We start from the raw sequence: 21756 nt of genomic DNA on the forward strand, positions 1-21756 counted from the left end.
CGATCAGGTAAAAGCAACCATCAAACATAAATTATAATATAACTGTTCACTCAATAATCATGAGGTACTCCTTATAAAAGAAGTACCCCTTTTTGTCTAATTTAAAAATAGATCTATGAAGTTTTACTTACTGATTTTATCTTTATTTTCTTTTGTAGCTACAGCACAGGAAAAAACATATAACAGCGCCATTACCTACACTATGGAACTAAACTTTAACAACCTGAATTCTTATAATACTGTCTTGTATTTCAATACTGAAAAGGCAAATTTCAGATATTCTTTACAACAACAACCGTCTACTAATTTGAAGGCAGAAGAAGAGCTTGAACTCTCATTTTCTATTATAGATACTTTAGAATATGAAATATATCTTGATAGGACCAAAGACCAACTCTTGGAACTGACTACAGCTGCATTAGAAAAAAAAGACTATTATTATATTGTAGAAACGATTCCCTCAATCGACTGGAAAATAACCCCGGAAAGTAAGACTATTGGAAGTTTTGAATGTAATAAAGCGATATGCCGTTTTAGAGGTCGCGATTATACGGCGTGGTTTACAACTGAAATACCGGGATCCTTCGGTCCCTGGAAATTAAATGGATTGCCCGGACTGATTTTAGAAGCCTATGATTCTACCCGGGAAGTCGCATTTTATGCAACTGCAATCAACATTCCATCTCATACTCCAGTAAGGTTCCCAAATCAAAATTTACCTCAAATTTCGCCAAAAATGCACCATGATAAAATTGACAAAGAAATAACTGAACTGGAACGCAAAATTATATCCAAGCTGGATCGTGGCTTAAAAGTATCAGTCAAATCAGTTCAAAAATCTATTGAGCTAAAAGAGTAAAAAAAGTTGATGACAAAGCACACAAAAACTAGCGCAAAATAAAACCGCCCGGAATTACTTCCGGGCGGCTTTCACTAACTATAAACAAAAAGCATTATGTACTCCGCTATACTGGATCCGGAGCATTATTTTTATTTCGTATACGATCTACTGGCTATAAATTTAATGTTGCAATAGCTCCCGCTTTAAGTAAAACGGTAACTTTTTTACCGCCTACAGCGACATCCACATTCTGATCTGTATTTCCTGTATTCTGTACTATTGCTGTATATCCTTTTTGGGTTTTATATACCACATTCGGAAGGTTTTGCGGCATATTGGAAGCAATTCGGATAGCACCGGGATGTACAAACTTCGAAGCATGTGCAATAATATAATAGGCAGGGTTACGGGTTACAGCATCTCCAGTAATTGTAATCGCGCCCAGGCAACGGTCACAACCACCACGATCAGTGTGTGGTTCCTGGTTTTCATCAGCTGCAAGGTTCCATTCCAATACCGTTTTACACCAGTTTCTTGGGGCTCCGATAATGAGGTTTTCCATATGCCAGGTCAGTTCTTTGGCGAAATCTCCGGGTGCTCCTACCCATTGCTCTGTGAAATACAGGTTTTTATCCGGATGTGCTTCGTGTACAGTGGATATCGCGTCAATACTACCACCATACAAATGGAAAGCAGAACCATCGATATATTGCGCAGCATCGGCATCGTTTAATATCGAAATCGGATAATCCGGGCGATCGGCATTATGGTCATAAATGATAATTTTTGTTTTGATATTGGCTTTTTTGAAATCAGGCCCTAAATTCTTTTTAATAAAATCAGCCTGTTCATTCGCTAACATCAGCAAACTTGGATTGTTCCCGGGATGCAAAGGCTCATTCTGGATGGTCAGTGCATCGATGGTAATCCCTTGTTTTTTCATTTCCTGGATGTAACGGATCAGGTATTGGGAATATACTCCGTAATATTCCGGCTTCAGGCTTCCACCACGGGCGTCATTATTCGTTTTCATCCATTTAGGCGGCGACCACGGTGAGCCCAGGATTTTAATCTTCGGATTGATCTTCAGAATTTGTTTCAGTACCGGGATCAGGTATAATTTATCATAATCCAAATCAAACTTTTCCAGTTTCATATCCGTTTCTCCTGCCGGAAGGTCATTGTATGAGAATACTTTCTCATCCAGATCGGAAGCTCCCACACTCAGGCGGATATAGCTGATACTGATTGCATCCTTTCCGTTCCCGAAGAGCTCTTCCAACAGTTTCGCACGGGCTGGTGCTGACATATTCTGAAGGTGTTTTGCGCTACCGCCGTTAAGTGTATAACCAAATCCATCCATCTCCTGGTACGTTGTCCCAGCGTCGGCAAGGAGCTGTACATGTCCGGGTGCGGGTTGCAATCCGCCAAGAGACTGTTTTTGAAATACAATGGACTGATCCGGTAGGGTAAGCCATAATTCTGGGGATTGCGTATTTTTTTTGTTGCTGCTGCAACCGGAAATAGCCATTGCGATAACTAATCCTGAAAGTGCTACTGTGTTTTTTAGACTGACTTTATGCATAAGGTAAAATAATGTAAGCAGGTATCGGAGGCCCGATAACTGCTTACGTTAATATTCGATTAAAACGTTGGATTAATTGTAACCCGGATTCTGAATTAATGTAGGGTTTCTATTGATTTCCTCTAACGGAATTGGTAGTAGGATTTTAAACTCCTGCATATTATAATTCACCTGCTGTCCGGTTGCCAAATTGGTTTCGTTAGCATTGTTCATGGTTTCAACAACTACATTATTCCGCACCAGGTCATCCCAACGGTGGGCTTCCTGTGCCAGTTCCAATCTTCTTTCTTTCAAGATGGCAGTACGCATAGCCGATTGAGATGCAGATGCAGCTGCCGGAAGATCCCCTAAAGTAGCCCTGTTACGAATTTGGTTCACATCAGTAGCGGCTAATCCAATTTGTCCTGTTGCATTATAGGCTTCCGCGCGTAACAATATAATATCAGCCAAACGGATCAGATACACGTGATCGGCACTGTTCCAGCCTCCTGCATTTTTCCATTTATAAGCAAACGGGATTGAACTTCCAATACTATTGTTCCAATATTCATCAGCCCAAAAAGTAATATTTTCAAAAAGGATATTACAGTTTTTACGTACTGCATCCCCTTCGCTGTCATAGGCATTGACCAGGTTATGGGAAGGCGTCACAAATTTTCTCCAGTTATCACCACTTACAGAAGGTGGCAACTGCATTTGTGGTCCCCAAGTACCTTCGTTTCCGCCGATAAATTGCATTTCGATTATCGATTCGGTATTATTGTAATGACTTCCATCAAATAATTGCGTGTAATCCGGTAGTAAGGTATAACCTGCAGGACTGTTGATCACAAGATTTGCATATTCGATCACACGGTTATAATCCGGAACCGGCTTTTGTGCATATACTTTTGCTAATATAGCATTAGCAGCACCTCTCGTAGCCCTTGCTTTGGAAATACCAAGGCTTGGTTGGCCATTCTCAAGATAAACATCCGGTAAATCGGCAGCGGCAGCTTCCAGATCGACAATGATTTGTGCATATACTTCGTCTACAGAATTTCTTGGCACACGAACTGCTGCAGGATCTGCAGATTTGATGGTTTCTAATACTAAAGGTACGCCACCGTACAGTTTTACCAGGTTAAAATAATGATATGCTCTCAGGAAGTGGGCTTCTCCAATAATCTGTGCCCGGCGCTCTTCTGTAATTTCCAATTCAATACCCGGTGTTTTCTCCAATACCAGGTTAGCTTTCATGATCGCATTATAGATACTGGCCCAGGCTTTATTCACCCTCCCGTTATTGGATTGGATGTTTATCGCATCGATCTGGAAAATTTCAGGATTATCTCCTCCGGCATAATGATTGTCAGAACGTACATCTGAGTACAATACCTGATCCCATACATAATAATCCGAAGACTGGAATGATTCATATACACCTACAAGTGCGGCTTCAATTTGGTTCCCGGTTACATAGGCATTGTCAACGGTCTCTTCTGAAATTGGTTTCAGATCCAGTTGATCATCACAAGAGATGGTCAAAAGTCCGGCGGCGATTAGTACGCCAATATATTTTGTTCTGTATTTCATAGTGGTAATTTTTATAGTGATACGCGTAATCCAAAAATGATATTTCTGGTTTGAGGATAGGTTCCATAATCAACACCTCTTACGGTATTACTGGCGCCATAACTGTTAACCTCAGGATCATATCCGGAATAATTGGTAATTGTAAACAAGTTTTCTCCGGTAGCATAAAGGCTCAGGCTGCTGATTTTCATTTTTTCCATAACACTTTTCGGGAAGTTATAACTGAATGTAACCGCTTTTATACGCAGGTACGACCCGTCTTCCAAAAATCGTGTGGATAATCTTGAATTATTGGTGCTTCCATCACCTACCTGATTTGTTCTTGGGATATCGGTAATATCACCCGGCTGTCTCCATCGGTTCAATACCGCAGTACTTTGATTTTTCGAATCAATCATACCTTCTGTTTCCAGACGTGTTGCATTAAAAATATCATTCCCTTGTGATCCTTGTAGGAAAATATTTAATCCAAAAGATTTATAGGTAAAGGTATTGGTAATTCCATAGGTGAAATCAGGATTGGCATCTCCAATCACTTTGCGGTCTGCACTGGTTGGGTTTTCTGTTGCCTGCCCATTTCTGTCGATGTACAAAGCATTACCGTTGGTAGGATTTACGCCTCCCCATTGGTAACCGTATAATAAACCTAAAGGTTCTCCTGCCTTAATAGAGGTAATATAATCACGGTCTGCAACCCTTCCGTCTGAAATTTCTTCTCCTAAAATGTCAATTACTTCATTTCGGTTAAACGAGATGTTCAGATCCGTTTCCCAGGTAAAATCATTTTTAACGTTAACGGAGTGCAACTGGAACTCCAATCCTTTGTTACGCAGTTTTCCTACGTTAACCAAAGCGTTATCAAATCCTGTAGAAGTTGGTAATTTCGTTTGCAATAGTACATCACTCGTATTTTTTACATAGGCATCAGCACTAAAAGTCAGTCGATTGTTAAAGAAAGCCATATCCAAACCAACATTAATTTGTTCAGATTGTTCCCATTTCAAACCATCATTTTGTATGGTAGAAGGATACGTTCCTGGAAGGATTACCCCATTAATAGGGTAATTACCACCACTTCCTACTCTACCAAGATACGCATATTCCCCTACGTTATCATTACCAACGATACCCCAGCCTGCTCTTAATTTCAGGTCTGAAATTGCCTCAACACTTTCCATAAAGTTTTCCTGTGAAATTCTCCAACCCACAGAAAAGGAAGGAAAGTAACCCCATTTTTCTTTCGGTCCGAAGTTACTGGATCCATCTGCCCTGAAATTGGCAGTTACTAAATATTTACCATCAAAATCATAATTCAAACGGGCAATATAAGAAGAGTTTGTTTTTTCTCTTTTATCAGCAGTAGCTGTTTGGATTACCGATCCTGCACCTGGAGTAGTGATTTGGTCACTGGCAAAATTACGACGTTCGATTTCGCTGTTCTCCCATTTCGTTTTCTGGAATACTGTACCGGCCAATGCCTCAATTTTATGTTTGCCAATTGTTTTAGCATACGTCAGTGTGTTATCAAAAATATAGAAATTCGTCAGGTAGGTTTTGTACCTTCCAATCCCTTTCATTGCCCTACCATAACTGGTGGAATAGGGATCTAAGAAATAATCGTTATGTGCATTGCTATAATCCAAACCAATATTGGTTCTGAATTTCAGGTCTTTGATAAAACTGATTTCAGTATATAAATTACCCAATAAACGTTGGTTTACATATTCTCTTTGTGCAGCATCCGTACTTCCTACAGGATTCTCCCATCCCTGAAACGGGTTACTGGCATAGGTTTTCCCATCCGGATTAAAAACACCAATATTTTGTGGCGTAGTTAATACCCCAAGGATTACTCCACCCGCATTTACGTTAGAGTTATCCGTTACATCAACATCGGAATAATTTGTATACGCTATGTTAGTCCCTATTTTCAACCAATCTGATACTTCCTGAGACAGGTTTACCTTAAAGTTATGGCGTTTCATTTCAGAGCTTCTTACCGCACCTTCCTGTTGCATAAAGCCACCGGATAGGTAATAGGACGTTTTATTGCTTTTTCCGGAAACGGAAATCTGGTGGTTGGTAGAAAATCCTGTTTTAAAGATTTCATTCTGCCAGTTCGTATTATTTCCATAAAGGGATGCCGGAATCTCTCTTCCTTGTTCCTGCATCAGATCAATATATTGATCGGCATTCAATACATCCAGTTTTTTCCAAACGGAAGTAAAAGAAACATAGGTATCGTAAGAAAAGATTGGTTTTTCAGATTTCCCTTTCTTAGTCGTAATCAGAACTACCCCGTTCGCTCCCTGTGCACCATAAATGGCAGCAGAAGAAGCATCCTTCAAAATCGAGATTGTTTCGATATCTGCAGGATTCAATGATCGGGTATCGGTTGTAGGAACTCCATCCACTACATACAAAGGATCACTACTCGCATTTATCGAGTTTGTTCCCCTGATCCGAATACTAAAACCCTCTGATGGTTTTCCGGAATTGGACACCACCTGTACTCCAGCAGCTTGCCCTTGGATAAGGCTTCCCACCTGTGTATTGGAGCGGTTTTCAAATTTATCTGAATTCACTATCGAAACAGCTCCTGTTACATCTTTCTTCTTCTGCGTTCCATATCCTACCACTACTACTTCATCCAGTGATTGCGTGTTTTCAGTAAGGGTAATTGACAGGGTACTATTTGACCCTACGCCAACTTCCTTCGAATTGTATCCAAGATAAGAAATAATCAGGATCTCTCCTGATGCCGCATTAATGGAAAAAGCACCATCCAAATCGGTAACAGTACCAAAAGAAGTGTTCTTGATTACGACACTCACTCCCGGAAGTGCCATTTTGGTAGTGGCATCAGTCACTGTACCTTTAATATTCAACGTCTGTGCAAACGTTACGGTACTAATACAGAGTAAGAGTAACGATAAATAATTTTTTAATTTCATAAAATTGAGGTTAAAGTTTTTTAACAGCTAACGGATCCATTGTGCCAAAATCCGCCAAACTAAGAATTAAGAAATTTTGGCCCGACCGAAAACGATTTCGCATCAACTATTAAGAGGACTAAATTAAAATATCATAAAATAATCCACATAAATTTGCATACACTTGAATTACATCATTAAAAACAATGATTACTTTTTTTATACGTTTAAAATTATACTATTATATAAATCAACATATTAAACAAAATAAAAAAATTATATTTGTAGCCGGTTATAGTGCTACTTTTTCCTATTTTTGACCCAGATAGCATTTAAACTATTAACAATACTTTGATATAATTTTAACATGCCCGTTATACGACTGCTACTTTTTGTGCTATTTCTTTTCAGCCATACTATTTCTGCTCAAAACAAAAGCGATTCTTTCCTGAACAAGACCAAAGATATTGCGAAGATCACCCATTATACTAAAACAGACTTTAATGCCGATCCCCAGTTTTGGACCATGGCAGAAGATTGGGATGGCATCTTATTTTTTTGGCAATAATGATGGGGCACTCATTTTTGATGGCGAACACTGGCAGGAAATCCATTTGCCCAACAATTCTTCCGTACGTAGCTTATACATTGACAATAACAATACGGTGTATGCCGGAGGGTACAATGAATTGGGTACCCTAAAAAAAGATGCCGAGGGAAAGTACTACTACAATTCGCTCATGGCAGACCTTAAGATGGATGATAAAAACCTGGAAAACATCTGGCAGATACAACCTCTTGATGGCGCTGTAATCTGTAGGGCTTTCAGCGAATTAATTGTAATCTCTGGAAAATCAGCTGCTCATATCCCTGCCAATAACCGCTTTATTTATTCCAATGCTGTTCGTGGCAATTATTATGTAGAGGATGCCAATTATGGGATCATGCAACTCGACCTTAAAAAAATGCAGCTTTCGTTACTCTTTCGACCCGAAGAGTATCGAAATGAAGAAATTGCTTCCATACTACCTTCAGAATATCCTGATGTAGTCACTATAATCTCAAGGTCTGGCAATTGTTATTTTGGCAATGTCCGCACGCACCAAATAACCTCATGGGTTACCTTATTCAATGATAATCTCAAAGATCAGGTTACTTCTGCGACCACTACCCAAAATGGAGATTATCTTGTAGGCACCTTAAGTTCCAAGATTATCCTGGTTGGGAAAAATGGTACTGTGATCAAAAATGCACCTGCTTTTTCCAACATGCAAAATCTCTCGGTACATTCCCTGTACCGCACCAAAGACAATAATATCTGGGCACTCCTAAACAATAGGCTTGATTTTATTGACTTCCATTCCCCCTATTCCCCAATTTTCAATAAGGCCTCCGTCTACGATGCCCTTATTCATAATGGTCAGATTTTCCTCGCTACCAACCAAGGCATTTATCATACCGATCCTCAGGAAATCCTAAGCAACAACCAGCCTTTTGAATTTAAAAAAGTCAAAAACCTGCATGGCCAAACCTGGTCTATCGCTTTACGCGATGGTGATGTCATTGCCGGACACGACGATGGCCTTTTCAGGATTGAGAACGGATTACCCTATAAAATCGGTACTCAAAATGGCTTCTGGAAAATCATACCCATACAGGGCAAACCTGGTTTTTTCTTAGCTTCCAACTATAATGGATTATATCTGGTCGAAAAAAAAGGAACTACCTGGTCGATGCTCCAGAAAATATCCGGATTTAACGAATCGGCACGTGACATCCTGAAAGCCACCGAGCCTAATACCTATTGGGTATGCCATGGCTACAAAGGAGTGTATAAAGTCCGTATTAATGAGGAATACACCCGTGTGAATGCAATTGAACATTTCACAGACAAAAATGGCCTCTTATCTCCTTTTAATGTTAATGTTACCCTATGGAACAATCAAATCGTATTCACCACCAATACCGGAATCTATACCTACGACAACACCCTTAAAAAATTTGTTCCACACCAACAGCTAAATGCGATTTTAGACAAATCTAAAAATACCCGGAAACTTTTACAATATGGCGACAAAACCTGGTATGTACAGGACGATGAAGCCGGTTACTTTTTTACAAAAGATCAAAAGCCTGTGTTGCATAGCGAGCTATTTGCCAATATGAAAGGGAGTTTTAACCGCGGAATGGAATGCATTATCCCATTAGGTGAAAACAAGGTGATTTTCGGCACTACTACCGGCCTGTATCTCTATGACCTGAAAAAGGACAACGCTATACATCAGCCCACCACACTTATTACCAAAGCTTCTTTTACCAGCGATCTGGAAAGTATTTATCTTCCGTTGGATGCCAAAGAAAAACCAGAACTTCCGAACAAAACGGATATCCTTCGTTTTGAATTTGCGGCACCCAAGATGGGACGCGGCACTACGGTACAATACAGCTATATGCTGGAAAACACCGACCTAAACTGGTCCGCATGGCAAAAAACATCCTATAAAGAATACACCCACCTGCGACCGGGCAGTTATGTCTTTAAAGTCAGGAGCCGGAATGCATCGGGAGTAATGGGCAGCGAAGCCCGTTATGCTTTTACGATAGTCCCAAAGTGGTACCAGACGAATGTAGCTTATATCGCCTATGCTGCACTATCGATAGGCCTCATACTGCTCTTAATCCAAACCGTAAAACGTAAAATTGAGCGTGAAAAATTAAAATCCGGACTGGAAGCACAAAAATCCAAGAAACTATTGGAACTCGAACTCGAACAATTAAAGCTCCAGCGCGACAAAGAAGAGATCCACAAGGACAAACTACACTTAGAGGAAGATATCCTCACCAAGAGCAAAGAACTGGCGAATTACACTATGTTACTCGTCAAGAAGAAAGATATTTTCTCTGAAATGCACTATGACCTGAAAGAACTAAAGGATTTACTTAAAAGTGAAGACTCCAGAAAAAAGATTATGGAAATCTTCCAGAAACTGAACCAGCACAAAATTGGGGAAGAATACATGGAGGTATTTGATGTAAACTTTGAAAAGGTACACCATAATTTCTTTGAAAAACTCAAAGAAATTAATCCAACACTCACCAAAAGAGAACTACGCCTGTGTGCCTTTGTCAAAATGAACCTCACCAATAAAGAGATTTCCCCGCTATTGAACATTTCTACCCGCGGAGTCGAAACAGCGCGCTACCGTGTACGCAAAAAACTAAACGTACAGCAGGAAGACAATTTCATTTCTTTCCTGGAGCAACTCAGTACAATGTAACGCAGTTAGCGTAAAATACAGCCATAAAAAAAGGCAGCCAATAGGCCGCCTTTTTTACTATATAGCGTGTTCTTATTTTACAAAACTTGCTTTCAGGTATTCTCTGTTCATACGTGCGATGTTTTCCAGTGAAATCCCTTTAGGGCATTCTACTTCACATGCACCGGTATTCGTACAATTACCAAATCCTTCATGATCCATTTGGTGTACCATATTTAATACACGGTCAACAGCTTCAATTTTACCCTGTGGCAATAACGCAAACTGGGATACTTTTGCAGAAACAAAAAGCATTGCAGAAGAGTTTTTGCAACTTGCTACACAAGCTCCACAACCAATACAGGTCGCCGCATCAAAAGCCATATCGGCATCGTGCTTCTGGATTGGAATAGCATTGGCATCCTGAGTATTACCGGAAGTATTTACCGAAATAAAACCACCAGCATGCTGAATTCTGTCAAAAGAGCTTCTGTCTACTACCAAATCCTTAATTACCGGAAATGCTTTAGCACGGAATGGCTCAATAAAGATCGTATCACCATCTTTAAACATCCTCATGTGCAATTGGCAGGTAGTTACTCCCCTGTCCGGACCGTGTGCTTCTCCATTGATAAATAAAGAACACATACCGCAAATTCCTTCACGACAGTCATGGTCAAAAGCAACCGGATCTTCACCCTGATTGATCAACTGTTCGTTAAGAACGTCAAGCATTTCAAGAAAAGACATATCAGGCTCAATATTGTCGATTGCATAATCCACAATTTTCCCCGTTTCTTTAGCGTTTTTCTGACGCCATATTTTTAATGTAAGTTCCATAATTTTCAGTATTGAGAATTAAGCCCTGCGTTACGAAATTAAGATTCCGGCTGGCAGTTCTAAAATCTTATTTGTAACTACGAGTTACCAGTTTAATATTTTCAAAAACCAGGTCTTCCTTGTGCAAAATTGCCTCACTTGGTTTTCCTGTATATTCCCATGCCGCAACATATGCGAAATTCTCATCATCACGCTGAGCTTCTCCATCTGCAGACTGGTATTCTTCACGGAAGTGACCACCACAAGATTCATTACGGTGTAATGCATCTTTTGCAAACAATTCACCCAGTTCCAGGAAGTCGGCAACACGCATGGCTTTTTCAAGCTCCTGGTTAAATCCTTCCATTGTTCCCGGTACTTTTACATCTCTGTAAAATTCCTCACGCAACGCTGCAATCTCATGCATGGCTTCTGTAAGTCCCTGTGCATTACGCGCCATTCCTACTTTATCCCACATGATCTTTCCTAATTTCTTATGGAAATGATCTACAGAATGCTTACCGTTATTATTGATAAATTTCTCTAATTGTGTTCTTACATGTTTTTCCGCTTCCACAAATTCAGGAAGATCTGTAGAAATTGGGCCCATTTTAATATCCGGAGCAAGATAATCACCAATAGTATATGGCAATACGAAATAGCCATCAGCAAGACCCTGCATCAAAGCAGAAGCGCCAAGCCTGTTGGCACCGTGATCTGAGAAGTTGGATTCCCCGATAGAGAAACAACCCGGGATTGTAGTCATGAGGTTATAATCAACCCATGTACCACCCATTGTATAGTGTACAGCAGGATAGATCATCATCGGAGTCACATAAGGATTCTCATCAACAATTTTCTCATACATCTGGAAAAGGTTACCATATTTATTGGCTACCACTTCCGTTCCTAGTTTTATAATCAGGGCTTCATCAGCATCTTCGACACCTTTGATATAAGCCTGCTCTTTTCCATAACGCTGGATTGCCGCAGCAAAGTCAAGGTATACCGCTTCTCCTGTTTTATTTACACCATATCCGGCATCACAACGCTCCTTAGCAGCACGGGACGCAACGTCACGAGGTACCAAGTTACCAAAGGACGGGTACCTTCTTTCCAGGTAATAATCTCTTTGTTCTTCTGATAAATCAGTTGGTTTTTTACTTCCTTCACGGATCGCCTTTGCATCCTCCAGGTTTTTAGGCACCCAGATTCGTCCATCATTTCGTAAGGATTCCGACATCAACGTCAATTTAGACTGATGATCTCCGGAAACCGGAATACAGGTTGGATGAATTTGAGTATAACAAGGATTTGCGAAGTACGCTCCTTTTTTATGTATTTTCCATGCTGCTGTGGCATTACTGCCCATTGCATTCGTAGACAGGAAAAATACGTTTCCATAACCTCCCGATGCAATTACTACAGCATGTGCAGAATGTCTTTCAATTTCTCCGGTAATCAGGTTACGGGCAATAATACCTCTCGCCTTACCATCGACTACAACCAGTTCGAGCATTTCGTGACGGTTGTACATTTTTATTTTTCCACGGCCAATTTGACGGTTCATTGCAGAATAAGCGCCTAATAACAATTGTTGTCCTGTTTGTCCTTTAGCATAAAAAGTCCTGGAAACCAAGGTTCCCCCAAAAGAACGGTTATCTAATAATCCACCATATTCACGTGCCAAAGGAACACCCTGAGCCACACACTGGTCGATAATATTTGCGGAAACTTCTGCAAGACGGTGCACGTTAGCCTCACGGGCACGGTAGTCACCGCCTTTTACAGTATCATAGAATAAACGGAACGTAGAGTCACCGTCACCCTGATAGTTTTTTGCTGCATTGATTCCCCCTTGCGCGGCAATCGAGTGTGCACGACGTGGAGAATCCTGAAAACAAAATGCTTTTACATTATACCCTAATTCAGCTAACGTTGCAGCGGCAGAACCTCCTGCAAGTCCCGTACCTACAATAATAACATCAATATTACGCTTGTTAGCCGGGTTAACTAAATTAATATGATTTTTATAATCTGTCCATTTGTCCGAAATCGGGCCTTTTGGAATTTTTGAATCTAAGCTCATAATTTTATAAGTATATTATTTAGCTAAAAGTGAATGAATTTGATCTGAGAAATGAATATAAACCGGGATGATTGCAAATAAGAAAGGAACCAGGATTGCGAATCCTTTTCCAAGTCCTTTAATCAAAGGATTATATTTTGGATGATTGGCACCCAATGATTGGAATGCACTTGCAAAACCGTGTTGTAAGTGGAAAGACAAGATTGCCATAGCCAATACATATAAAAGGGTTGCAATAAGCCCGAAGCTCTTATCTTTAAAGAAGGCAAAAGTAATTTTGTGTAAATCTTTAATCCCCGTTGCTACTTTTAAGTTCGCCTGGGTATCGTAGAATTCAGTTCTGTTTTTAATGGTTAGCCCATTTCCAACCTGGTTTACCGGAAAATATTTCCCATCAGTAGAGATATAAAAATCCCCTACATTTTCAACCGTTACTGTTTGAAGTGGCATTTTTTGGTCAAAATGCATTACAGCCCAGAAATTTACCATGTGGGTAATAATGAAAACTAAAATTAAAGTCCCTAAAACAGCCATATTTCTGGAAGCCCAGGTGCTGTTTGCCGCTGCATTGTTTTTAGCATAACCAATCGGCCTCGCTTTCTGGTTCTGAATAGTCAGGAGTATTCCGTCTACAGCATGAAAAATAATGGAGATGTAGGTAACATAGGATAAAACTTTTATCGCCGGATTAGTGGTCATAAATATTGCATATTCATTGAACTGAAGTGCATCGGCATAAATTAATTGTAAGTTACCGATTAAATGCCCAACTAAAAACAAGCATAAAAATAAACCTGTAAGAGCCATCCAGTATTTCTTCGCTAACGATGACTTCAAAAGTGCAGATTTTGCCATAAAATTTGTTTGATAATGTTTTTACTAAAAAATCAAACAAAAATACTGCTAAATAGGATTCCTCACAAGTCAGACACCCTTATTTATAATGAATATAAAGTGGATGTAATTTTCAGAATTTAAACAAAATAGCAACATATACGATACTAAAAATCTTAAATTAAGCAGAAAAGCATAATTTTAAAATAGAAAAACTACCGAAGAAGCGGTGTGAAAATCGATTAATTTTTGAAAAATTAAAACGTTTTCGTCATATCCTCATCCACCACAATTATATAATCGGCTTTATGAAGGTTTTCGGCCTCCAATTTTGTGAGGTTTTTTTGAGAAACCGAAGCAATTGTTACGATTTTCAAAGCCGGTTTGTCTTTCAGCAGGTACCAGTTTATCCCATCAAAGTAGTCGCTGTGGAAGCTACCATTATAATGTACAAAAATAGTATTTGGCTGCAGGTTTTTAAGAATAAAATGTGCCATAGTCGCATCTTTTACAGCCTGGGCTTTCGGCAAATTTTCACCACCATGACCACCACTCATTTCCAACATTTTTACATAACCCGGAAGTTTCGGATCGTATGGAAAAGGCAAGGGTGCAATCCAGCTTTTTTCGGTTGCAAACAAAGTATCAAGCGCAGTAAAACCTTTTTTATACACCAAACTGGCGAATTTCCGGGGAACATTGGTCGCTATGAAAGGAATATTTTTTGATTTTGCAAAATCAGCCAATGGCTTATAATCTGTTTTGTAATTGTTCCACAAACGGGCAAGCGTATCCAGTCCTTTTTGATCGATCTCTCCTTTCAGGTAACGGTCCAAAGGCAATTGGTTGTCAGCCTCAAACATTTCAGCCCCTAAAACCAGTTTATTATTTTCAGCAAGGTCACGCGTTAATTCCAATTCTAACCAATGACTGATCGGATTGTCATGAAATTCACCAAAAAGTACTACTTCACCTTTTGAAGCACCTTTCAACATCTTTTCATAAGTGGTCTTTTTACCGTTTTTATCAAACAACTGATAGGCCGGTTTGTCCTGTGCGCTTATAAGATGAGTAGCGGCTAAAAACAAGGAAAGTATTAAAGATGGAATTTTCATGTGTATCAATTTCGTTTTACCCTGCAAAAATAAGTTTTTATATACTATTTATAATCATGCTAAATAATATTTATTTAAATAATAAAATACCATCTTTTTATAGCCAGTTTAACAGGTTTTTGCGCGGAAAATCCTAATTTTGATTTTCTATTTTAAATAAAATCGCTATTATCCTATAGCCAATACACATTCCAATGAAATACCATCAGATTGATCGTCAGCTTTTCATTAAGAACCGTGCAAAATTCACGGCGCAGATGAAACCTAACAGTGTAGCCATTTTTAATTCCAACGATATTTATCCGGTAAGTGCCGACAGCACACTTCCTTTCGCCCAGCATCGTGATATTTTCTACCTGAGTGGAGCAGATCAGGAAGAAAGCATCCTGCTTTTATTTCCGGACGCACCCTATGAGAACCTGAAAGAGATTTTATTCTTAAGAGAAACCAATGAGCACATTGCAATCTGGGAAGGTGAAAAACTAACCAAAGAACGTGCGTTTGAAGTTTCAGGAATCAAAAATGTAATCTGGCTGAAAGATTTCGAAAAAACCCTTTTTGAAATCATGACCTATGCCGACACGATTTACATCAATACCAACGAACATTACCGCGCTACAGTAGAAACTGAAACGCGTGAAGCCCGTTTTGTAAAATGGTGGAAAGAGAAATATCCGGCACACCAGGTCGCAAAAAGCAACCCAATATTACAACGCCTGCGTTCGGTTAAAGAATTAGAAGAAATTGACCTGATTCAGAAAGCCTGTGACATTACCGAAAAAGGATTCCGCAGGGTACTTTCTTTCACTAAGCCCAACGTTACCGAATATGAAATTGAAGCGGAATTGCTACATGAGTTTGTTCGCAACCGGTCTAAAGGTTTTGCATACACGCCAATTATAGCTTCCGGCAACAATGCTAATGTGTTGCATTATATCGAAAACAACCAACAATGTAAAGCCGGTGACCTGATCCTGTTTGATGTTGCCGCAGAATACGCCAACTATTCCAGCGATATGTCCCGAACTATTCCAGTATCCGGAAGGTATACCGAAAGACAAAGAGCCGTTTACGATGCTGTATTGCGGGTAAAGAACGAAGCTACCAAATTACTGACACCAGGAACACTTTGGAAACAATACCATATTGAAGTTGGCAAAATCATGACTTCAGAATTATTAGGACTTGGACTATTGGACAAAGCGGATGTACAAAATGAAAATCCGGAATGGCCTGCTTATAAAAAATATTTCATGCACGGAACTTCCCATCACATGGGATTGGACACCCATGATTATGGGTTATTGTCCGAACCGATGAAAGCCAATATGGTCTTTACGGTAGAACCTGGAATTTATATTCCGGCAGAAGGCTTTGGAATTCGCCTTGAAGACAATCTTGTGGTTCAGGAAAGCGGAGAACCGTTCAACCTGATGCGCAACATTCCAATTGAAGCAGAGGAGATTGAGCACCTGATGAATAGCTAAATAGAATTTACTCTTACTCCCATAGAACCGGCGTGCCAATTAGGCAAGCCGGTTTTTTCATTACCGCCTGCTTCCACTTGTTGATATTTTATCGATAAAAGCTTTTACGAATACCCCGATTATAGCGGGATAAGAATTATTTTTTGCAGTAACATAATCCCAGAGACCCATTGAAAACCCTACTTTTTAAAAACACGACCATTCACTATACCGATCAAGGAAAAGGGACAGCTATTGTTTTATTACATGGGTTTCTCGAAAATCGTGGCATGTGGGATTATTACGTTTCGGAACTTTCCAAAAAAAACCGGGTAATTACCATTGATCTATTGGGACATGGTCAAACAGAAAGCCTGGGATACATCCATTCCATGGAAGATAATGCCGATGTAGTGCATAGCATTTTATCGGAATTGCGCATTCGTAAAGCAATATTAGCCGGCCATTCTATGGGAGGTTATGTTGCATTGGCTTTTGCCGATCTCTATCCGGATACTGTAAAAGGGATCATATTGATCAACTCTACCTCCAGAGCCGACAGTGATGAACGAAAAATCAATCGGGATCGGGCTATTAAAGCGGTAAAGCAGAACTATAGTAATTTTGTGCGGCTGGCAATTGCCAATTTGTTCAGCGAAGACAACCGGAAACGATTGGCTTCCGAAATTGAAATCGTAAAGCAGGAAGCTTTAAAAACCCCTTTACAAGGGATCGTAGCTACTCTGGAAGGCATGAAAACCCGAAAAGACCGGGAAGTAATTCTTCATTTCGCCCCATTTCCTATTTTATTGGTTTTAGGCAAAAAAGATCCGGTATTAAATTATGAAGAAAGCATCGAACAACTCGAGAATACCAGCGTAAAACTCCTTTCTTTTCCCGACGGACACATGAGTCCTATCGAAAATCGGGATGCTTTATTAGAGCATTTGATTGCTTTTATAAAAACAACCTAATTAAAATTCCCTACACCACCTTTTCCTCAAAAGGAATAGCAGGATTTAGTATTTCATTTAGCAACAATACCAACTGTTCGATATAATTTTCACTGATTTCAGCCGTGACAACCGTTACACCAACTTTATCTTCCTTAAAGGTAAAAGGCATAAAACCCGACCTTAGGTTTTTAAAAGAGATAATCCCCACTTCCATTTCCTTTCCTTCCAAATAAGGAGCATACATAAAAGCATACGCCAGTACCTGAATGATCTTATCCGTTTTGCTTTCTGCTGTCAATTTATGCCACTGCTTTAGTACAACATCCCGTGCTTCCACCTTTCCGGTTTTATAATCCACAATCCTGATCTTTCCGTTCCGAAGCTCTATACGATCGACGTTCCCTTTGATCAATACCGGAAAAGGCAATCCCGGATGTTCTAATAGCCGTTCATAGGTATGCTCCAGCGCCAATAGCTTTACTGCATCACCCTGCTCAATTTCCTGCAATTCCAATTTTAAGAAATTAAAAATATTCCTTTTAGCTACTTCAAAAGCCAATAGATTCCTACCCTTTTTGATCTCCCCTTCTTTATAAACCTCTTTAAACTGCCGAAGCACCTCTGCATCGATATTTTTGATACAGTCTTTGATGATTTCCGCAGTCAAAAATGTACAGATATAAGGATCATAAAGCGCTTTTAATGTTTCATGGATAATCGTACCCAGTGTATTTAGCGCAATATTTTCTTCCACTTCCTCTACTTCACTGATCCGTAGAATTTTTTGCATGTAAAACTGTATCGGATTACGAATGTAGCTTGTAAGTGCGGAAGGCGAGAACCCTTTTGCCGCAATCTCCCGCAACCGAACCATAACCTGTTCTGACTTAGGAACAATTACAGGCTGATACGCAACAGTCGGCACCTCCGTATTATAAATATCATGCGTCAAATTGTGTTTTGGCTGGTTTTCTACTTCAAGCTGCGTGATAAAACGACTCTTCTCTCCCCCATCCAAACCATCACTTTCCGTATTGTACAACAGGTAAATATTTTTTGCCCTTTGTAACAAATGATAAAAATGATAGGTATAAATAGCATCCTTTTCTTTAAAAGTAGGCAATCCCAATTCTTTTTTCACATCATACGGAATAAACGAATTCTGTGACTTACCGGCCGGAAATTTCCCTTCATTCATGGAAGTAACAATAACGGTCTCAAAATCCAGGACGCGGCTTTCCAGCACCCCCATGATCTGCAAACCATTCAGTGGCTCTCCTTCGAATGACACTTCTGCCAGGTCAATGATCTGTTTGTATATCGCATACAAGGTTTCAATTTTATCAATATGCTGATGCTGCGAATAATAATTGATTAGTTTATTAATGACTTTATAAATCGAAAAAACAAAGGCTTTGGTAATTTTTTCTTCTTCACTGTCATTGCTGAGATTGGACTTGATTATCAATAATAATTGAGAAATCACATCAAGCACCTGTAGCGATCCCGATTGCCATTTATTAAAAAGCAGCAAAAAAAGATCTCCCGGATGCTCATTGAGCTCCATGACTTTCTTGTGCGTAATAAAAGTATAATTTTGTTCATTGATGATCCGAACCAGCCCTGAAGTACCTGAATAAGGCTCCACCAAAGGATGGGTCAGGATGTCCAGTACATCTTTGTAATAAAAAACATAGTTATCCCCACTGCGCGATAATGCATTGGTATGCATTTTAAAAAGTTTCGCAATCAGGATTTGTGCAGGATTGTTTTTGCCCGAATATCCCATGGTAATATTGAGCGCACCTACCGAGTCCGGCAAAGCATATAATAAAGGAACGAGTAAATTTTCCTCCCCCAACACAATAGCGGTTTTATTTAATGACACCGTGTTTTCCTGAACTGCTTTTTCAATGATACTACCGGCTATTTTAGCCTGCCCGATAGTTTTAGGAGTTCCAATTACCTGTATGTTTTTAGACCCTTTAAAATCATCTACAATCCAATCAAAGGGATGTGACTTATAATGTTTCCATTGCTGCTTAAACCTACGGACAAATAAGCCCGCGTCATGATAGGGGTCATCCAGGAAAACACCATCAACATCCCAGTAAATTTTTGCCAGGCCTGCAGCCATTAAATGCTGGACAATTTTTTCTTCAGAAGCATTCAATGCATTAAATCCGGCAAAGAGAAAATTCTTTCCGGTTACTGCTCCTGAAAAATGATCTAAATTTTCAACTGCCTGTCTGTAAATAAGTCCCTGATAGCCTATTCCTTTTTTCAGGAGGTGCTCGTACAAGGCTTTATAGTAAACCGGCAATAGTTTCCAAAAATCAATATAGTTTTCAAGTAATTTTGTTTTTTGGTCTACTTCGATACCCCATTTTTTGATATCCTCAATATCCTTAAGATACGATAGCACATGCAGGGGATCCAAAAGATAGCGATCGATCTCATTGAAATCCTGTAGTAATGTTTTCGCCCAGTTGGCAAAAAGCTCAAATGTCTGCTGTTGCGCTTTATCGGTTATCCCAAGATATACTTCATAAAATTCAAATAGTAACTCAATACTATCCACTGCGCGTATTCCGGCAATATCCTGTACAAAATCCTCCACACTAATAATCTCAGGAGCAAATACAGTATGCTCCACTTTATTCCTGAGTGCTTCGATAAGGAATACCTTGGCTCTTTTATTGGGTAGCACTACAATTAAATCGGAGAGATTATCCAGGTTATCGTTTAGGATTACAGTAGCAATTTTATCGAGAAAGGTTGAATCTGTCATGGGATAAAAATAAAAAAAACGCCCCGATAAATCGGGGCGTTCCTTTAAAAATATTCAGAAGAAAATTATTTTACTAAAACAACTTCTACTCTTCTGTTTTTAGCTTTACCAGCTTTAGTTTTGTTAGAAGCAATTGGTTTAGATTCTCCATAACCTTCAGAAGTTAATCTTGAAGTTTCTAATCCTCTTGTTACTAAGTATTCTCTAACTGAAGCCGCTCTTTCTTTAGATAATTTCAAGTTTAAAGCATCGCTTCCGTCGCTATCTGTATGACCTTCAATTCTGAAGTTAGAGTTAGGGAATTCTTTCATGATTTCTGCAATAGAATTCAATGTTTCGAAAGATTCTTTTTTGATTGAAGCTCTTCCAGAATCGAATAAGATTGTTTTAGAGAATTCGTTCAATTTTTTCATAACTACTTCAGTTACTTCAGGACAACCGTTGTTAGCAACAGTTCCTTTCACTGTAGGACATTTGTCATCTTTGTCAAGTACACCGTCTCCATCAGTATCAACCCATGGACAACCGTTGTTTTCTCTTGGACCTTTTTCGTTAGGACATTTATCGTCTTTATCAGCGATACCATCTCCGTCAGAATCTGGACAACCTTGTAATTCTTTTAGACCTGCAACTTCTGGACAAGCATCATCTTTGTCTGGAACACCGTCACCGTCTGTATCAGGACATCCTTGGAATTCTTTTAAACCAGCAACTTCTGGACAAGCATCATCTTTGTCTGGAATTCCGTCACCGTCAGTATCAGGACAACCTTGGAATTCTTTTAAACCTGGAACATCTGGACAAGCATCATCTTTATCGTAGATACCGTCACCGTCTGTATCTTTACCTCCGAATTTGAAAGTAAGACCAGCGAAATGTTGCATGTGAGAAGGAACGTCAGTTCTTTCAAATGAATGTTTGTAAGTAGATTGTAATGAAAGACCTACATTCTCAGTGAACCAGAAAGTTAATCCAAGTCCTCCATTTGCAGTACCTCCATTATAAACATCACCCATCCAAGTATAACCTCCACCTACGTGAATAGAAGGGTCAATTACTTTAGATCCGATAGCTTCCATGAAACTGTAACGGATTACAGCATCAGCAGCATAATAAGTCAAATCACCAGGATTTGTAATGTCATAGATAGAACCGGTTACACCAGGGTTAGCAGCGTAAGATACCAATTTATCAATTTTGTTGACAGATCCAGTAACACCTACAGTAAAACCACTACCTACGTATCTAGACACATTTAGATAAGAAACGGAAGGAAGGATGTTCCAGTGGTCTTTAGCATTAAAATAATTAGAAAATGCTCCGCTAAAAGATGTCGGTGCGTTCTGAACTCGGGTGTCAACAGCGTTGGCACCAAAAGATACTGCCCACGGGTTGTCGCTGTCCTGAGCCTGGGAACTAAGCCCAGCTACTAAGAACATAGCAGCAAAAAGTTTGTTAAGATGTTTCATAATAATTTTTATTTTATTTAATTAAA

13 protein-coding genes are annotated in these 21756 nt (G+C 39.5%); 4 read left to right on the top strand and 9 right to left on the bottom strand.

Annotated features, from left to right (window positions below; translation table 11 throughout):
• Positions 1 to 115: 115 nt before the first annotated feature.
• Positions 116 to 859: a GLPGLI family protein gene (locus FK004_RS03295; protein WP_108735966.1), complete on the top strand. Its 744-nt coding sequence runs from the start codon at positions 116 to 118 to the stop codon at positions 857 to 859.
• A 154-nt stretch (positions 860 to 1013) separates the two neighbouring features.
• On the opposite strand, the gene FK004_RS03300 is transcribed toward FK004_RS03295, so the two are convergent.
• From FK004_RS03300 to FK004_RS03310, 3 genes are all read right to left on the bottom strand, one after another.
• A complete protein-coding gene (locus FK004_RS03300) occupies positions 1014 to 2426 on the bottom strand; it encodes a glycoside hydrolase family 30 protein (protein ID WP_108735967.1) in 1413 nt (470 codons plus the stop codon).
• Positions 2427 to 2498: 72 nt separating this feature from the next.
• Complete coding sequence (locus FK004_RS03305) at positions 2499 to 4001, bottom strand: RagB/SusD family nutrient uptake outer membrane protein (RefSeq protein WP_108735968.1); 1503 nt, start codon at positions 3999 to 4001, stop codon at positions 2499 to 2501.
• 11 nt (positions 4002 to 4012) lie between these two features.
• Positions 4013 to 6955 (bottom strand): SusC/RagA family TonB-linked outer membrane protein, encoded by a 2943-nt coding sequence (locus FK004_RS03310; RefSeq protein ID WP_108735969.1) that lies wholly within the window; start codon positions 6953 to 6955, stop codon positions 4013 to 4015.
• Positions 6956 to 7437: 482 nt separating this feature from the next.
• On the opposite strand from FK004_RS03310, the gene FK004_RS03315 reads away from it, so the two are divergent.
• Positions 7438 to 10212 carry a helix-turn-helix and ligand-binding sensor domain-containing protein gene (locus tag FK004_RS03315; protein ID WP_108735970.1) on the top strand — a complete coding sequence of 925 codons (2775 nt, stop codon included), beginning with the start codon at positions 7438 to 7440 and terminating at the stop codon, positions 10210 to 10212.
• Between the two features lie 72 nt (positions 10213 to 10284).
• Here the strand turns inward: FK004_RS03315 and FK004_RS03320 are convergent, their stop codons facing one another.
• The 4 genes from FK004_RS03320 to FK004_RS03335 all read right to left on the bottom strand — a co-directional run bounded on the left by FK004_RS03320 (position 10285) and on the right by FK004_RS03335 (position 15048).
• Positions 10285 to 11031 (bottom strand): succinate dehydrogenase/fumarate reductase iron-sulfur subunit, encoded by a 747-nt coding sequence (locus tag FK004_RS03320; RefSeq protein ID WP_108735971.1) that lies wholly within the window; start codon positions 11029 to 11031, stop codon positions 10285 to 10287.
• Positions 11032 to 11098: 67 nt separating this feature from the next.
• Positions 11099 to 13099, bottom strand: a complete 2001-nt coding sequence (locus tag FK004_RS03325) for a fumarate reductase/succinate dehydrogenase flavoprotein subunit (protein WP_108735972.1) — start codon at positions 13097 to 13099, stop codon at positions 11099 to 11101.
• 15 nt (positions 13100 to 13114) lie between these two features.
• Positions 13115 to 13954 carry a succinate dehydrogenase cytochrome b subunit gene (locus FK004_RS03330; protein ID WP_108735973.1) on the bottom strand — a complete coding sequence of 280 codons (840 nt, stop codon included), beginning with the start codon at positions 13952 to 13954 and terminating at the stop codon, positions 13115 to 13117.
• Positions 13955 to 14190: 236 nt separating this feature from the next.
• Positions 14191 to 15048 carry a ChaN family lipoprotein gene (locus FK004_RS03335; RefSeq protein ID WP_108735974.1) on the bottom strand — a complete coding sequence of 286 codons (858 nt, stop codon included), beginning with the start codon at positions 15046 to 15048 and terminating at the stop codon, positions 14191 to 14193.
• A gap of 194 nt (positions 15049 to 15242) precedes the next feature.
• Between FK004_RS03335 and FK004_RS03340 the strand changes: the two genes are divergently transcribed.
• Entirely contained in the window at positions 15243 to 16535 is a 1293-nt protein-coding gene (locus FK004_RS03340) for an aminopeptidase P family protein (RefSeq protein WP_108735975.1), read from the top strand.
• Positions 16536 to 16705: 170 nt separating this feature from the next.
• Positions 16706 to 17488 (top strand): alpha/beta fold hydrolase, encoded by a 783-nt coding sequence (locus tag FK004_RS03345; protein WP_108735976.1) that lies wholly within the window; start codon positions 16706 to 16708, stop codon positions 17486 to 17488.
• 10 nt (positions 17489 to 17498) lie between these two features.
• Here the strand turns inward: FK004_RS03345 and FK004_RS03350 are convergent, their stop codons facing one another.
• Positions 17499 to 20261 carry a PD-(D/E)XK nuclease family protein gene (locus FK004_RS03350; protein ID WP_108735977.1) on the bottom strand — a complete coding sequence of 921 codons (2763 nt, stop codon included), beginning with the start codon at positions 20259 to 20261 and terminating at the stop codon, positions 17499 to 17501.
• 65 nt (positions 20262 to 20326) lie between these two features.
• Complete coding sequence (locus FK004_RS03355; RefSeq protein ID WP_108735978.1) at positions 20327 to 21730, bottom strand: OmpA family protein; 1404 nt, start codon at positions 21728 to 21730, stop codon at positions 20327 to 20329.
• Between the last annotated feature and the right edge of the window lie 26 nt (positions 21731 to 21756).

The sequence above is a fragment of the Flavobacterium kingsejongi genome (genome assembly GCF_003076475.1).
Classification (GTDB): domain Bacteria; phylum Bacteroidota; class Bacteroidia; order Flavobacteriales; family Flavobacteriaceae; genus Flavobacterium; species Flavobacterium kingsejongi.